General features: G+C 61.6%; 12 protein-coding genes. 1 reads left to right on the top strand and 11 read right to left on the bottom strand.

The window, feature by feature from the left end:
- Positions 1–38: 38 nt before the first annotated feature.
- Genes ACQZ5G_RS12825 through ACQZ5G_RS12805 form a run of 5 tightly spaced genes read right to left on the bottom strand, consistent with a single transcriptional unit; the run spans position 39 to position 6,299 of the window.
- Complete coding sequence (locus ACQZ5G_RS12825) at positions 39–1,172, bottom strand: DUF917 domain-containing protein (protein ID WP_004438394.1); 1,134 nt, start codon at positions 1,170–1,172, stop codon at positions 39–41.
- A complete protein-coding gene (locus ACQZ5G_RS12820) occupies positions 1,165–2,721 on the bottom strand; it encodes a hydantoinase/oxoprolinase N-terminal domain-containing protein (RefSeq protein WP_448738096.1) in 1,557 nt (518 codons plus the stop codon). Before ACQZ5G_RS12820 ends, ACQZ5G_RS12825 begins: the two co-directional genes overlap by 8 nt.
- 17 nt (positions 2,722–2,738) lie before the next feature.
- A complete protein-coding gene (gene nikE, locus ACQZ5G_RS12815) occupies positions 2,739–4,385 on the bottom strand; it encodes a nickel ABC transporter ATP-binding protein NikE (RefSeq protein WP_448738097.1) in 1,647 nt (548 codons plus the stop codon).
- A gap of 4 nt (positions 4,386–4,389) precedes the next feature.
- Positions 4,390–5,271, bottom strand: coding sequence for an ABC transporter permease (locus tag ACQZ5G_RS12810; RefSeq protein WP_003524604.1), 882 nt, complete (start codon positions 5,269–5,271; stop codon positions 4,390–4,392).
- Positions 5,271–6,299 carry an ABC transporter permease gene (locus tag ACQZ5G_RS12805; RefSeq protein WP_003524605.1) on the bottom strand — a complete coding sequence of 343 codons (1,029 nt, stop codon included), beginning with the start codon at positions 6,297–6,299 and terminating at the stop codon, positions 5,271–5,273. The genes ACQZ5G_RS12810 and ACQZ5G_RS12805 overlap by 1 nt, the downstream gene beginning before the upstream one ends.
- Positions 6,300–6,435: 136 nt before the next feature.
- On the opposite strand from ACQZ5G_RS12805, the gene ACQZ5G_RS12800 reads away from it, so the two are divergent.
- Positions 6,436–8,787 carry a response regulator transcription factor gene (locus ACQZ5G_RS12800; RefSeq protein WP_448738098.1) on the top strand — a complete coding sequence of 784 codons (2,352 nt, stop codon included), beginning with the start codon at positions 6,436–6,438 and terminating at the stop codon, positions 8,785–8,787.
- Positions 8,788–8,790: 3 nt separating this feature from the next.
- On the opposite strand, the gene ACQZ5G_RS12795 is transcribed toward ACQZ5G_RS12800, so the two are convergent.
- Genes ACQZ5G_RS12795 through ACQZ5G_RS12770 form a run of 6 tightly spaced genes read right to left on the bottom strand, consistent with a single transcriptional unit; the run spans position 8,791 to position 15,213 of the window.
- Positions 8,791–9,501 carry a ribonuclease activity regulator RraA gene (locus tag ACQZ5G_RS12795; protein ID WP_020813265.1) on the bottom strand — a complete coding sequence of 237 codons (711 nt, stop codon included), beginning with the start codon at positions 9,499–9,501 and terminating at the stop codon, positions 8,791–8,793.
- A 34-nt stretch (positions 9,502–9,535) separates the two neighbouring features.
- Positions 9,536–10,333 (bottom strand): NAD-dependent epimerase/dehydratase family protein, encoded by a 798-nt coding sequence (locus tag ACQZ5G_RS12790; protein WP_448738099.1) that lies wholly within the window; start codon positions 10,331–10,333, stop codon positions 9,536–9,538.
- An 11-nt stretch (positions 10,334–10,344) separates the two neighbouring features.
- Positions 10,345–12,069, bottom strand: coding sequence for an L-arabinonate dehydratase (gene araD / locus ACQZ5G_RS12785; RefSeq protein ID WP_448738100.1), 1,725 nt, complete (start codon positions 12,067–12,069; stop codon positions 10,345–10,347).
- A 37-nt stretch (positions 12,070–12,106) separates the two neighbouring features.
- Positions 12,107–13,186, bottom strand: coding sequence for an ABC transporter ATP-binding protein (locus ACQZ5G_RS12780; RefSeq protein WP_448738101.1), 1,080 nt, complete (start codon positions 13,184–13,186; stop codon positions 12,107–12,109).
- A gap of 22 nt (positions 13,187–13,208) precedes the next feature.
- On the bottom strand, positions 13,209–14,252 hold the full coding sequence (locus tag ACQZ5G_RS12775) for a carbohydrate ABC transporter permease (RefSeq protein ID WP_448738102.1): 1,044 nt from the start codon (positions 14,250–14,252) through the stop codon (positions 13,209–13,211).
- On the bottom strand, positions 14,245–15,213 hold the full coding sequence (locus ACQZ5G_RS12770) for a carbohydrate ABC transporter permease (protein WP_448738103.1): 969 nt from the start codon (positions 15,211–15,213) through the stop codon (positions 14,245–14,247). The genes ACQZ5G_RS12775 and ACQZ5G_RS12770 overlap by 8 nt, the downstream gene beginning before the upstream one ends.
- Between the last annotated feature and the right edge of the window lie 21 nt (positions 15,214–15,234).

Here is a 15,234-nt window from a genome sequence, read left to right as displayed (position 1 = left end):
GTTCTCCTCTTTATTGCGGGTCATTGGCCCGCTTATGGTTAGGCAGCCTTGCTGACCGGAACGGGCAGCGGTGAGAAAGGAATGTCCGGGTAACCGAAGGCCGCCGGCCCGACGACCTCAAGCGCGCGGGCGCTGCGCAGCAGGTCGTGGCAGGGGATGGCGATGACGGCCACGCGCTGGCCGTAGCGCAGCACTTCGGTGGTGATCGGATAACCCGTGTCGACATCGAGCAGGACGATCAGGTCGGGCACCGTCACTTCCACCTTGCCGTCACGGGAAAACAGCAGGAATTCGTTCTGGATGGCGACGCCCGCCGTCTGGCCTGCGCAATCGTCGAAACCGGAGAGCGTGAGATCGCCGACTGCGAAACCGCCACGCAGGTGGCGTTTCAGATCGGTGATCTTGCCGTTGAAGATGCGCCTTCCGCCCTCCAGCGCGCAGACCGCGGCAATCGGGTCTTCCTGCTGCTTGCGGGCGCGGATCACCGCCTCACCGATGGCGATCGCCTTGGTGTAGGTTTTCGGAATGCCATACTGATGCACGTAATGCGCCTGCATCGGCGCGGTCGCCAACATCGCACCGCCGCCCTGCGAGACGACGCAGGCGCGCGCCATGCGCTCGTGCCAGACCTCGGAAACGGCATGGCTGAAGATGACGGCATTGCCATGCAGATCGCACATCACCGACGGCGTGGAACTATGGCCGTAGATGGAGAAGGTGGTCATCTGCATTTCCGGGAATGCCCGGCCCATGCCGTCGCAATCGAGAATCGGCAGGCCGCCGAGCGCCGCCGTCACCAGCGGGTTCATGGAATTGGAACCGCCGATTTCCTCGCAGACGATGGCGTCGACGGGCGTGCGGATCAGCTCTTCCATCGCCCGCAGGCAACGCAGGCCCTCGCGTCCTTCGCGAATACGCTCGACACCGACGACAGGTGCGCCGATGCCGCCAATGGACATGCAGAGCGCGTCCGGCTCGATCGCGTCGGTTGCGAGGATCTTCATTTCGTAACCGGCCTTCATGGCCTCCAGCGCCAGCAGCTTGCCGAGATACGGATTACCGCCGCCGCCCGTGCCGAGAATGCCTGCGCCGATTTCCAGCGCGTCGAGGTCTTCACGGGTCAGCGTCCGCAATGCCGCTTCGTCATATTTCAGCTTGCGTGTCTCAGCCATGATTGGCTCCCATTTCTCCAACAACTTTCACATGAATGCGGGTGGCATTGCCGGGCAGATAGGCAAGCGGCATGTCCTCGCGCTCGATGACTTCCAGCGTCGCGGCAATCGCACCGGCGGCAATCGCCTTTTCGCGCGCCTCCGCTTCCGCCTCGGCCAGTGCGCTCTCGCGTGTGCGTCCGTCGATCAGCGAGAAGACCCGGTCCGTCTCGCCGCTGATCTGCGCAATCGCCGCGCCGACGGCATTGGCCACCGCGAAATTCTCAGGCCGGATGACTTCGAGGTCACCGATCCGATCCGGCATCAGGATGGAACCGCCGCCAACGGCAATCACCGGCACAGGCGACGACGAGATGCGGCTGCGCTCCACGCAGGCCTCAAGCATGTCATTGATCTTGTCGACCGCCGCATCCACGAGCTTTTTGTCGAGGCTGGAAACCAGCACCTTCTCGCCCACATCCGCCTTGCCGGAGGCAACGGCGATATCGGTTGCCGTCAGGGTCGAGCCACCGAAGCAGAGCGCCTCGCGGCGAACACGGTAACCGACGGATTTCGGCCCGACGGTCAGGCCGTGGTCACCATTGACCACCAGCGAACCACCGCCGAGACCAATAGAGAAGACGTCAGGCATGCGGAAATTGGTACGCACCCCGCCAATATCCACCGTGGTCGAGGCCTGACGCGGGAAACCGTGTGACAGCGAGCCGACATCGGAGGTGGTGCCGCCGACATCGACCACGATGGCGTCCTTGAGGCCGGTGAGGAAGGCCGCACCACGCATGGAATTCGTCGGGCCGGACGCGAAGGTGAGCACGGGGAAACCGCGCACCACATCCGCCGCCATCAGCGTGCCGTCGTTCTGGGTAATATAAAACGGGCAGGTGATGCCCGCAGCCTTCAGCGCCTCGCCGAAAGCCGCAACGGTGCGGTCCGCCAGCGACAGCAGGCTGGCATTCATGATTGCAGCACTTTCACGCGCAAGCAGGCCGTGACGGCCAATATCCTTGGACATGACCACCGGCAGGCCGGGGCAGCGTTCCTGCAGGATTTCCTTCGCCCGCAACTCCATCGCTTCGTTGATGCCGCTGAAAACGCAGGTGACGGCAGCGGCCTTCAGACCCTTGGCGCGAATATCGGCGGCGATGCGGACGATTTCGTCCTCATCGAGCGGCGAAATTTCGCGGCCGTCGAATTCGTAACCGCCGCGCACCTGATAACCGTGGTTGCCGACGATTTCCCTGAGATCATCCGGCCAGTCGACCATGGGCGGCAGGCCGGCGCCGGAAGGCAGGCCGAGACGGATGGCGGCCACCTCGTCCATATGCCCGCGCTCGATCACCGCATTGGTGAAATGCGTGGTGCCGATCATCACGGCGCCGATGCGCGCCCGGTCTATGCCCGAAGCCTCGATGACCTTTTCAAGGGCTTCGATCACACCGGATGTCACATCCTCCGTCGTGGAGGCCTTCACCCCCGCAAGAACGGTTTTATCCTGCAACACAACGGCATCGGTATTCGTGCCGCCGACGTCAATTCCAACGCGATACACGTCAGGCTCCTCTTTCATCAATCGGTCGTTTTGACGAGGAAGCGCATGCGCTCCTCCTCGGTCACCGTGGGTTTGAGACGTTCTTCCTCGTCGGTGACGACGGGGATGGCCGCGATCAGGGCGCGGGTATAGGGATGGGCCGGCTCGGCAAAGACCGCCGACGTCACACCCTCCTCGACAATCTCGCCGCGCAGCATGATGGCGATGCGCGAGCAGAAATTGCGCATCAGCGACAGGTCATGCGAGATCATCAGATAGGTGAGGCCAAGCTCCTCGCGCAGTTGCAGCAGAAGGTCGATCACCGTCTTCTGCACGGAGACATCAAGTGCCGCCGTCGGCTCGTCGAGAATGAGGACTTTCGGTTCTGCCGCGAGCGCGCGGGCAATCGCCACGCGCTGCTTCTGGCCGCCGGAAAGCTCGTGCGGATATTTGCCGAGATAGGATTGCGGCAGCCGCACCAGCCCCATCAGTTCCTGCATCCGGCTTTCCCGCGCCTGCCCATCCATGCCGATGGATTTCAACGGCAGTGAAAGCGTCTGCCTGACGGTACGCTTCGGATTGAGCGAAGTACCCGGATTTTGATAGACGATCTGCGTCAGCCGCTTGCCGCGTTCAGGTGCCGGGGCGTCAATGACAAGACTACCGGCGGTGGGACGGGAAAGGCCCATGATCATGCGGGCAACCGAGGTCTTGCCGGAACCGGATTCACCCGCAAGGCCAAAAACCTCGCCCTGCTTCAGCGTCAGGTTCACGTCGCGCACGGCATGGTAGCCATTGCGCCTGCCATAAATCTTGTTCAGGCCTTCGATGGTGATGATCGGCTGGCGCGTGCTTTGCGCGAGATCCGTGACACGCGAGCCATAGAGCGGCGGCACCGCATCCAGCAGCGAACGTGTATAATCCGCAGCGGGAGCATGCAGGATTTGCGTGCAAGGGCCGGTTTCGACGATATCGCCGTGGTGCATGACCACGACCCGGTCCGCCACCTTGCGCACGACGCCGAGATTGTGGGTGATCATCAGCAGCGCCATGTTTTCTTCGGCAACCAGCTGGTTGATGAGGTTGAGGATTTCATCCTGCGTCGTTACGTCAAGCGCCGTGCCGGGCTCATCGGCGATCAGGAGCTTCGGCTGATGCAGCAGCGCAAGGCCGATCAGCACACGCTGGCGCATGCCGCCCGAAAGCTCGGACGGGTAGGCGTTCATCACCCGCTCGGTATCGGCGAGCTGCACGCGGCGTAAAACGGCTGCGATGCGGTTGCGGCGCTCCGCCTTGGACGAATTGACGCCGTCGCGCTTGTCGGCAAAACGCATGACATCATCAAGATGCGTGCCGATCTTGAAGACCGGGTTGAAGGACGAGAGTGGGTCCTGCATGATCAGCGAAAACGCCGTGCCTTTCAGCGCCTCACGCTCCCTGCGCGGCATGGACAGCACATCTCGACCATCGATGACGATCGCACCTGATGTGATCGCGGCATTCTTCGGCAAAGTGCCGATGATCGCCTTGGCGGTGACGGACTTGCCCGACCCGGTTTCGCCGATCAGCGCCACGCGCTCGCCGGCGGCGACCGTGAAGGCGACATCGCGCAGCACCTGCCGGGTGCGGCCATAGTTGGTGAAGGTGACGTTGAGATTTTCGACCTTGAGAAGCGGTTCAGTCATGGTTTTAGCTTTCCACGTCGAACATGTCGCGCAGGCCGTCGCCCAGCAGATTGAAGCCAAGCGTCACGTAAAGCACGGCCGCGCCGGGGCAGAGCACTTCCCACCAGAAATCCGGCATGAACTGGCGCCCGTCGGCGACCATCGATCCAAGATCAGGGGTCGGCGGCTTGACGCCGAAACCCAGGAAGCTCAGCGTCGCGCCGAACAGGATGACGAAGGCGGCATCGAGCGTCGTCTTGACCGATATGACCGAAACGCAATTGGGCAGGATTTCGCGGAAGAGGATGTGCAACGGGCCTGCACCGGCAAGACGTGCCGCTTCGATATAGTCTTCCGAGGCGATAGACTTCGACACCGAATAGATCAGCCGCGCATGCCAGGTCCACCATAGCAGCGTGATTGCGATCATGGCGTTCGTCAGCGTCGGTTCCAGGAGGTTGGACACTGCGAGTGCCATGACCAGTGGCGGCATGGCCAGCATCACGTTTGTAAGGCCGCTGATGAGTTTTTCGGTCCAGCCGCCGAAATAACCGGCGATCAGGCCAAGAACAGTTCCGACCGGAACGGAAATGCCGAGCACGCCGATGACGAGAAGCAGCGAGACGCGGAGCCCGAAGATGGTGCGGGAAAAGATATCGCGTCCTGCCTTGTCGGTGCCGAACCAGTGTTCGAGATCCGGCGGCATGTGGCGGGCGCGGAAATCGACAACCGCGCCGATATGTTTCGGATAGGGCGTAAGCCAGGGCGCAAAGACTGCCAGCACCAGCACCGACAGAAGGATCAGCGAGCCGATGACCGCCGCCGGATTGCGGCTGAAGCGATACCACATCATGTAACCGGCGCTTAAGCCCCGATCAGTGGATTCGAGCATTTTCATATCGGCCATCAGCGAGCCTCCTTGCGGCGCAGGCGCGGGTCGATGATCGAGATCAGGACATCCACGATCAGGTTCGCAACGATGAAGAACAGGCCGGCCACCAGCACCACGGCGGTCACGGCATTGAGGTCTTTCTGCAGGATGGCGTTCAGACCGTAGGAGGCGAAACCGCCCCAGGCGAAGACCATCTCGATCACGAAGGCATTGCCGATCAGGGACGCGAATTCGAGACCCATGATCGTCAGCGGCGCGATGGAAGAGAGCTTCAGCAGGTAACGGAAGATGATGACCCTCTCCGGCACGCCGAAGCTTTGCAGGGTGAGCACATGGTCCTTGCGCTGGTTCTCGATCATCGAGGAGCGAGTGATGCGGGTGATCTGGCCGATGCCTGCCATGGAAAGTGCGAAGGCCGGCAGTGCGAGATGCTTCAGCGCATCGAGCACCACATCGAAACGTCCGGCCAGCGTGCCGTCGATCAGGATGAAGCCCGTGGGGCCGCCCTGCCAGCCGAGCGAGTGGTCAAGCCTGCCGATGATCGGCCAGCCGGAGAGAAACCGGGCGACCAGCAATTGCAGCGTGATGGCGAAAAGAAAGCTCGGGATCGTGACCCCGGTGAGCGACAGGATGCGGCCGATATGGTCCAGCGGACGGTCGCGATAATGCGCCGTGATGACGCCGAGCGGGATGGCGACGGCAAACATGAAGATGACCGAGACAAGTACCAGTTCCACGGTAGCCGGAACGGTCTGCGCCAGATCGGTGGTCACCGGACGCTGCGACACCAGCGAAAAACCAAGATCACCGTGCAGCGCGTTGCCGATATAATCGAGATATTGAACGGCGAGCGGCTTATCGAGGCCCATCTCACCACGCAGCGCATCCACCTGCTCCTGCGTTGCCGCAGGACCCAGCGCCATACGCGCGGGGTCACCCGGCACCACGCGGGCCAGCACGAAAATCATGATGGACAGGGCGATCATGACCAGCACGAAGGTGCCGAGCCTGTTCAAAATCGCGACCAGCGGATGTTGCTGCATCGGTGGAACGTTCCTTGTGCATCGGTTGCGTGAGCACAAGTTTTCACCACATGTCCGTTTGAACAATTGCCGAAAGGTATAGTTTTTTGAAAGATGAGTATAGGTTTTTAAGCTTAAATCCCCTATGCCTTTGCGAATGACGCTCCTGCCCCGCACCCGCCTCTGCCGCCGCATCGCCAGCGAAACCGCCGGCGTGGTCTTTCTGCGGGCGCCTGCGGGCGCGGGAAAAAGCGTGCTATTGGAAATGCTCGCAAAAGAGCTTGGAACCGAGGTGTGCCGCACGCACCAGCCGCGAAGCGACGAGGCCACGAATGGCTGTCTCCTGTGGGACGTGCCGGTTTTCGCGCGGGCGGCGCGCATGCCGGCCGCCATCCTGGAGGCGGTGCGTTTGGTGGTCATCGCCTGCCGGCCGGATCAGCGGATCAGCGGGCTGGCCCGGCACATCCTGCATCGCGGTTCGCTCACCATCGGGCCGAATGAACTGCTTCTTGGTGAGGACGAGGTGGAAGGCCTGCCACCTGAGCAGAAGCGCCTCGCACTCCACGACTATGCGGGTTGGCCGGCTTTCCTCTCACTGGCGCGTTTTCCGGATGAAACGCTGTGTGCCGACTATCTGCGGGAAAACTACCTGCCGCATCTTTCTCCCGCGCAGACGGTTGAACTTTCGTTCTGGCTGGAAAACCCCTCTGCGGAACCCGAGGCGGACTGGACCGAACTGCTGCCGCCATTCCTAACCGGAAATCCCGAAAACCACCCCACCCTGATACGGCTTCTGAGCGTGGCTGCGCGGGAACGTCTTGCTACCCTGCAGGCCGGCAGCGCCGTGGTGGAGGTGGCATCGGCTTTCGAAAAGGAAGGGCGGGCGCTTGCGGCCATGGCGATGCTGCTCGACCGTGGTTATGAGACCCATGCCGCGCAAATCCTTGAACGCGCCCATGGCCGTGAACTGATCTATCGAAGCAGCGTCGACAGGTTTCGCGAGATCATCATGCGGTTTTCGCAGGATATGATCGCAACGAATGAAACCGTGCTCTTCGCCGTCACCCGTGCCCTGCTGAAACAGGGGGAATTGCAGCGCGTGCGCCATCTGCTCGGCAAAAGCCTCGGATCGGACTATCTCGATCCACTGAAAGTGCTTGCCCGTGGCTCACGCTTTTCCTTCGCCGCCCGCACCTTCCGGCTGAACCTGATGATTGCCGAGGACCTGACGCCCAATGACGCGGTGATAACCCGTCTCGCCGAGTTCATGGCCGACTACCCCATGGACGACCACGGCAAATGGGCGGCCTATTACAATGCACTGCTCGAATTCGAAATCCGCCGCCGCAATTTCCGCGAGGCGGAGGCCGCCGCCGCACGCGCTCTGATCTATCTGCGCAAGATGGGCGGGCAGCCCCTGCTGGAATTTTTCATCCATCTGCACCAGATCGTGCTGCGGCTGATGAGCGGCGATACGCTTCTGGCGCGCCACGCGGCGCAGGAGGCGCGTGCGCGGCTGGAACAGGTGCCGCATGATGCCGTACAGGAGTTCCGGATGCTGCGGCTGACGGAAGCCTGTCTTGCCTATGAGGCGGGAAAACCGCGCGATCTCCTGCATTTCGTCGAACATGAATTCGATCATTTCGCCGCGGCCGAGATATGGCCGAGCCTGATGCAGTTTGCCCTGCATTATGCCTCGCAGGTGCTGATCGATCATTTTCCGATGACTGTGCGCCCCGGTTTTCTAGACGGTCTGTGGATCCACCTTTCGGAAGGGCTGCAATTCCATGCGATGATGGAGATCAGGACGGCCATCGCCTATCAGAACGCCAACCGGTGGGCGGATGCGGCCGCGACGCTTTCGGCGATCCGCATGCCCATGGGCCGCAACTGGGTGGAGAGCGCGCATGAGGATCTTTCCCGACTGATGCGCCGCGATGAGATCGCCTATGTCATGGCCTGGCTGCGCGATGCGGTGCATCTTTTCACGCCCCGCGCCTATCTCTCCCGCCAGATCGACGCGATGATCGCCAATCCCAAAGTCACCAACCGCGAAAAGGTCGCGCTGCGAATCTGGCAGAGCTACGCCGCGCACCAGCGCCGCGACAACGCCGCCGCCCGCGCCCATATCCTCACTGCCCTTGAATCGGCTACCCGCCTTGGCTGCAGCGGTGTCCTGTCGGAGGAGCGTGTCTTCCTCTCACCGCTCCTGAACAATCGCCGCATCCGCAGTTTCATCGAAACCTCGTCCGATGTCCGCACCGCGCTGTCGATTTTCGCCGCTTCGGTCAACTCGCCGCAGGCGCGCGCCCTGCATGGCGGGCTTTCGCAGCGGGAAGCGCAGATGCTGCAACTGCTCGCCAGCGGCATGTCGAACAAGAAGATCGCCCAGACGCTCAACATCTCGGAAGTGACGGTGAAGTTTCACCTCGGCAACCTGTTCCGCAAGCTGGATTGCAAACGCCGCGCGGAGGCGATCCGCGCGGCGAAAGCACTGGGCTGGCTGTAAGGTTCAGCGGTTGTTCTTCTTGCGCCATTCGGCAAAAGCCGTCTGGTGCTCTTCCTTGGTGCAGGGGTAAAGCCCGATGATCGTCTGGCCAGCCTTGACCTGTTCCACCACGAAATCCTCGTAAGCCGTCATTTCCACCGCCTCGGTCGCCACGTCGTCGGCAATGCCCGCCGGGATGACGATAACGCAATCGGCGTCACCAACGATGATATCGCCCGGGAACACCGGCGCATCGCCGCAGCCAATCGGACCGTTGATCTCGATTGCCTCGTGTTTGGTGAGGTTGGTGGGGCTGGAAGGGCGGGTGTGGTAGGCGGGAATATCCAGCTCGGCGATGGTTGCCGCATCCCGGAAACCGCCATCGGAAACGATGCCGGCACCGCCGCGAACCATCAGGCGGGTCACAAGAATATCGCCGGCCGAGGCGGCGGTCGCATCCTTGCGGCTGTCCATGACAAGCACATGGCCCGGCGGGCATGTTTCGATGGCGACGCGCTGCGGATGGGCGGGATTGCGGAATTCAACAAGCTGGTTGCGGTCTTCACGGGCCGGCATGTAGCGCAGGGTAAAGGCCGGGCCGACCATATTCTTGCCCTTGTAGCCCAGCGGGCGCACGCCCTGAATGACCTGGTTGCGCAGACCCCGCTTGTAAAGCGCCGTCGCCAGGGTAGCGACGGAAATCGTCAGCAGTTTTTCGCGCGTTTCATTATTCATATCTGTCTCCTCGCAATGGGCGGCTGGATGTGTTTCAAGTCCGGTGAATGGGCTCGTCTGTGAAGACACCGCCCTGATATTTTGCGATTGCGGCCTCGGGATCGGGGCGCGGCACATCGCGTTCGATTTCCGCACGGTAGCGCGCGGCATTGTCGCGGCGCTGCCAGCCGAGAAAGTCGACATGGGAATTATCCCACCAGCTGTCGTCATTGGCCGAAACGCCCCAGATGACCGGGCAACCGAGTTTCTGCACGCGGAAGGTGGCCTCGATCAGCGAAACGAAGTCGCCGTAGCTGAGCCAGGTCGACAGCATCCGCCAGTTGGTGGGCTTTTCTTCGCACGACCCGATACGGACAATGGCCGTCTCCTGGCCGAATTTGGAGTGGTAGAGGCTTGCCATGGCCTCACCGAAAATCTTCGAGACGCCATAAAGGCCGTCCGGCAGAAAGGGTGTTTCCGGCTCTAGCTGCTGTCCCTGCGGATAATAACCGATCGTGTGGTTGCTGGAGGCGAAGATAATGCGCGGCAGGCCGTTTTGTCTCGCCGCTTCGTAAAGATTGTAGACACCGCGAAGATTGGCGGCCTCGATGGGATCAAAAGCCTTTTCCACCGAAATACCGCCGAGATGGACGATGCCGTCACAGCCCTTCACCAGTTCATGAACCGCCGTCTCATCTTCGAGCCGGCAGTGAAAAAGCTCCTCATGGGGTGCTGCTTCCCCGAGATCGACGACATCCGAAAGGCGGATGGTCTCGGCGACATGGCCGAGCCGTCCGCGCAGCATGCTGCCCAGCTTGCCGCCGGCGCCTGTGATGAGCAATCGCTTCAACATGATAGGGCCCCTTAGAAAATATCGGGCTCGCCGGCGGTGCGGCCGAAATCCGTTTGCAGGAAGTCGAAATCGCAGCCCTGATCGGCCTGGGTGACGTGCTTGGAGAAGAGATAACCATAACCGCGTTCATAACGCGGCGCGGGCGCCTGCCAGGCGGCGCGGCGGCTGGCGATTTCCTCTTCGCTGACCAGCATATCGAGGCGGCGCTGCGGCAGATCGAGGCGCACGATATCGCCGGTCTTCAGAAGCGCCAGCGGGCCGCCGACGAAGCTTTCCGGCGCGACATGCAGCACGCAGGCGCCATAGGAGGTGCCGGACATGCGGGCATCGGAAATGCGCACCATGTCGCGGTGGCCCTTTTTGATCAGCGCCTTCGGGATGGGCAGCATGCCCCATTCCGGAAAACCGGGACCGCCGAGCGGGCCGGCGTTGCGCAGCACCAGCACATGATCCGGCGTGACATCGAGGTTCTCGTCGTCAATTGCCTTCTTCATCTCCGGATAGCTGTCGAAGACCAGCGCCGGGCCTTCGTGAACATGGTACTTCGGATCGCAGGCGGCGGGCTTGATGACGGCGCCATCAGGGCAAAGATTGCCGCGCAGCACCGCAAGCGAGCCTTCCGCATAGACGGGATTATCGAGCGAGCGGATGACATCGTCATTATAGACCTTCGCGCCTTCGAGGTTCTCGCCCATGCTGCGGCCGGTCACGGTCAGTGCCGAACAGTCGAGACGGCTTTCCAACTGCTTCATCAGTGCGCGCAGACCGCCGGCATAATAGAAATCCTCCATCAGATAGTCTTTGCCGGACGGGCGGACGTTGGCGATCAGCGGCGTGACCCGGCCAAGTTCGTCCAGCTCATCGAGCGTCATCGGCACGCCAGCGCGGCGGGCCATGGCGATCAAATGCACGACGGCATTGGTGGAGCAACCGGTCGCCATGGCGACGATGGCGGCATTGCGAAAGGCGGTCGCGGTCAGGATACGGTTCGGCGTCAGCTCCTCGGCCACCATTTCCACGATACGCCGGCCGCAACCTGCCGACATGCGCTGGTGTTCGGCATCCACCGCCGGAATGGAGGAAGCTCCCGGCAGGGTGAGGCCAAGGGCATCGGTGATGGCAGTCATGGTCGAGGCGGTGCCCATGGTCATGCACACACCGGCGGAGCGGGCAATGCCGCCCTGCACGCCGCGCCATTCCTCGTCGGTGACGTTACCGGCACGGCGCTCGTCCCAATATTTCCAGGCATCCGAACCCGAACCCAGCACCTTTCCGGCATAGTTGCCACGCAACATCGGGCCGGCCGGCAGATAGATCATCGGCACGCCGGCCGAGATCGCACCCATGACGAGGCCGGGTGTCGTCTTGTCGCAACCGCCCATCAGCACCACACCGTCAAGCGGATGCGAGCGGATCATCTCCTCCGTCTCCATCGCCAGCATGTTGCGGTAGAGCATCGATGTCGGCTTGGTGAAGCTCTCGTCCACCGAAAGCGACGGCATTTCGACGGGAAAACCACCCGCCTGCAGCACACCGCGTTTCACATCCTTCACCCTTTCAGGGAAATGCGAATGACAGGTGTTCAGCTCCGACCAGGTATTGAGGATACCGATGACGGGTTTGCCGACAAAATCCTCCTCCGCATAACCGAGCTGCATCATGCGTGAGCGGTGGCCGAAGCTGCGCAGGTCGTCGGGAGCAAACCAGCGGTCGGAACGGAGTTTTTTATCGGTCATGTCAGTGGTCCTGCGTTGCGGGTTGCGCCAAAGGCTGTCAGTCCTGCCGGAGCGTCAGCCCGCTCGTCGTATCGAAAAGATGGATATGTTCCAGCGGCGCCGACAGGCGGATGACTTCGCCCGCCGATGTCGAGGTCTGGCCGGAAAGATGCAGCGTCACCGGAGTGCCGTCACCGAGATTACCATAGAGATAGGATTCCCCGCCCAGCTGTTCTGCGGTGCGCACCGACATGGTCAGTGCGCCGCCCTCACCCGGCAGCACATGGTTCGGGCGGACGCCGAGTGTCACCTTCTGGCCGGGCTTATAGGAAAAGCCGGTCTGTGGTAGCGGGATCAACTCACCGGTGGCGATCTTCAGGGCCGGCGTTGCATCCGAGGTCACTTCGCCGGCAAAGAAATTCATCTTCGGCGAGCCGATGAAGCCTGCCACGAAGAGATTGGCCGGGCGGTTATAAAGATCGAGCGGCACACCGAATTGCTCCAGCTTGCCGGCGCGCAGAACGGCGATCTTGTCGGCCATGGTCATGGCTTCCACCTGATCGTGCGTCACATAGATCATGGTATTGCCGAGACGCCGGTGCAGGCTGGAAATCTCACCGCGCATGTCGACGCGCAGCTCCGCATCGAGGTTGGAAAGCGGCTCGTCGAAAAGGAACACACGCGGCTCGCGCACGACGGCGCGGCCGATGGCGACGCGCTGGCGCTGGCCGCCCGACAGGTCCTTGGGGCGACGCCCGAGAAGCTGGTCGATCTGCAGCATCTTGGAAACCTGGGAGATCTTTTCGGCGATATCCTTTTTGGAGGTGCCGATGTTCTCAAGCCCGAAGGACAGGTTTTCGCGCACCGTCATATGCGGATAAAGGGCATAGGACTGGAACACCATGGCAAGGCCGCGATCTGCGGCCGGCACCGTGTTGACCACATCACCGCCGATGACGATATCGCCGCCGCTCAGTTCTTCGAGACCGGAGATCATGCGCAGCAGGGTCGACTTGCCGCAGCCGGAAGGGCCGACGAAAACGCAGAACTCGCCGTGTTTGATATCGAGATCGACACCCTTGATCACATCGAGGGCACCATATGTCTTTTTGACCTGACGAAGCTGAATACTTGCCATTGTCGTGTTTCCTCCCTGAGGATTATTTGCCGCCCGTCGATGCAATGCCGGTGGCGATGTATTTTTGCAGGAACATGAAGACCAGCGCGATGGGTGCGAGTGTCAGCACCGTCATGGCCAGAAGATTGCTCCATTCCGTCGTCATCTCCCCCTGGAAGGAGTTGAGCGCCAGTTGCAGGGTGAAGTTGTCGTTGCGCGTCAGCACGATCAGCGGCCAGAGGAAATCGTTCCAGCGCCACATGATCGCAAGGATCGCCAGAACGGCAAGCGCCGGCGCCGAGAGCGGCAGGATGATGCGCCAGTAGATCTTCCATTCGCTCGCCTTGTCCATGCGGGCGGCATCGAGGATTTCATCCGGGATCGTCAGCATATATTGCCGCAGCAGAAAGACACCGGTCGGGGTGGCGGCACCGGGAATGATGACGCCCCAGAGACTGTTGATCATGCCCAGCTGGCTGGTGATGAGAAACAGCGGCACCAGCACGACGGTCTGTGGGATCATCAGCGTGCCGACAACCAGCGCCAGCACCACGCCCCTGCCCTTGAACTGGTATTTCGAGAGCGCGAAGGCCGCCATGGAATTGACGATCAGCATGATGATGGTGGACGTCACCGTGATGAAGGTCGAGTTCCAGAAATAGAGCGGGAAATTGAAGCGCTGGAAAAGCTCGGTGTAGTTTTCCGTCGCCAGCGCCACTTTTTCAGCCGGTTTCAGCTCGTTGAACGGCATCTTCAGGACTTCGGTTGGCTTGGCCGGGTCAACCACCTGGGCCACGAGACCGATGCGGCGGACCATGCCGAACTCGCGGCCCTCCTTGTCGACATAGGCCGGCAGCGGTGCTGCCTGCCCATCCACCACCACGGTTTCCTGCGTATAGGGCAGGAGGCGCGGCGGAAAGCGCTGGAGATCGGCCTCCGTCTTGAACGAGGAAAGCACGAGCCAGACGACGGGACCGAACATCATCAGCACCGCCACGCCGAGATAGGCGTAGGATAGCCAGTCGGTCCAGTGCAGCTTGCCGTTTCGGCCACGGGTACGGGTCAGAAATGCGCCAATCCTAGCCATCGACCTTGCTCCTGTTTGCCCGGAATTGCAGGGCGGTCAGCACCACCAGCACCACGGCGAGCAGCAGCGAAGCGGCGGCAGCCAGACCGAAATTGCGGGGCGTCCCGGCAAAGCCGGTCTGATAGATGAACTGAATGATGAAGGTAGTCGCCGAACCGGGGCCGCCACCCGTGAAGGCAAAGACTTCATCGAAGGTCTGCACGCCCTTGATGAGCGACAGGACGAGAACCACGAGCATGGTGGGCGCAAGCAGCGGCAGCGTGATGCGCCGGAAGATGCGCCAAGGGCTCGCCTTGTCGAGCTGCGCCGCCTCATAGACATCGCGCGGGATCGCCTGCAGGCCGGCCAGAAGAATGAGCGTGTAGAAACCCATATGCGCCCAGACCGACAGGAAGACCGACCAGCCGAAGGCAAGATTGGCTTCGAGCAGCCAGTCGACCGAACCGAGGCCCAGCCCCTCCATCGTTGCGTTGAGAACGCCGAAACGCTGGAGAATCCACTTCCAGATCAAGGCCACAACCACGGGCGACAGCAGCACGGGGAAGAAGAAGACGGCACGGAAGAACCCGCGCGCCCGGATATCGCGGTTGAGCACGATGGCCGTGATCAGCGAAAAGCCGACCATGAAACCCACCTGCAGTACGACGAAGAAAACCGTGTTCCAGACCGAGCGCCAGAACAGGTCGCGCTCACAGGAATTGGGATCGAGATAGTTCTGACAGGAAAGAAGGACCGAGAAATTTTCGCCGCCCACGGCAGGGCGTTCGGAAAGCAATATGTGTTCGCTGCCGGTCACGGAATAGGCCATGTTCAGCACGATCGGCAGAAAGGCGAAGACCGCGAACAGGATCAGGTTGGGTGTAAGAAACACCCAGGCGATCCGCCGATGGCCGAGAACCTTCTGCAGGAAGGCGAAGGGCAGTTCGACGATGCCCATGACAGGCGCAAGAAGTTTATACATGAGGGTCCTCCTTCGATCCGG

The sequence above is a fragment of the Agrobacterium sp. 22-214-1 genome (assembly GCF_053522465.1).
The sequence above is the reverse complement of the archived record's forward strand: the minus strand, read 5'-3'. Positions and strand labels throughout refer to the sequence as shown.

Coding starts and splice junctions, on each gene's coding strand:
- ACQZ5G_RS12810 (WP_003524604.1), bottom strand. CDS start 5,271: ATGGCCGATATGAAAATGCTCGAATCCACTGATCGGGGCTTAAGCGCC.
- ACQZ5G_RS12775 (WP_448738102.1), bottom strand. CDS start 14,252: ATGGCTAGGATTGGCGCATTTCTGACCCGTACCCGTGGCCGAAACGGC.
- ACQZ5G_RS12795 (WP_020813265.1), bottom strand. CDS start 9,501: ATGAATAATGAAACGCGCGAAAAACTGCTGACGATTTCCGTCGCTACC.
- ACQZ5G_RS12800 (WP_448738098.1), top strand. CDS start 6,436: ATGACGCTCCTGCCCCGCACCCGCCTCTGCCGCCGCATCGCCAGCGAA.
- ACQZ5G_RS12770 (WP_448738103.1), bottom strand. CDS start 15,213: ATGTATAAACTTCTTGCGCCTGTCATGGGCATCGTCGAACTGCCCTTC.
- nikE (WP_448738097.1), bottom strand. CDS start 4,385: ATGACTGAACCGCTTCTCAAGGTCGAAAATCTCAACGTCACCTTCACC.
- araD (WP_448738100.1), bottom strand. CDS start 12,069: ATGACCGATAAAAAACTCCGTTCCGACCGCTGGTTTGCTCCCGACGAC.
- ACQZ5G_RS12780 (WP_448738101.1), bottom strand. CDS start 13,186: ATGGCAAGTATTCAGCTTCGTCAGGTCAAAAAGACATATGGTGCCCTC.
- ACQZ5G_RS12825 (WP_004438394.1), bottom strand. CDS start 1,172: ATGGCTGAGACACGCAAGCTGAAATATGACGAAGCGGCATTGCGGACG.
- ACQZ5G_RS12805 (WP_003524605.1), bottom strand. CDS start 6,299: ATGCAGCAACATCCGCTGGTCGCGATTTTGAACAGGCTCGGCACCTTC.
- ACQZ5G_RS12790 (WP_448738099.1), bottom strand. CDS start 10,333: ATGTTGAAGCGATTGCTCATCACAGGCGCCGGCGGCAAGCTGGGCAGC.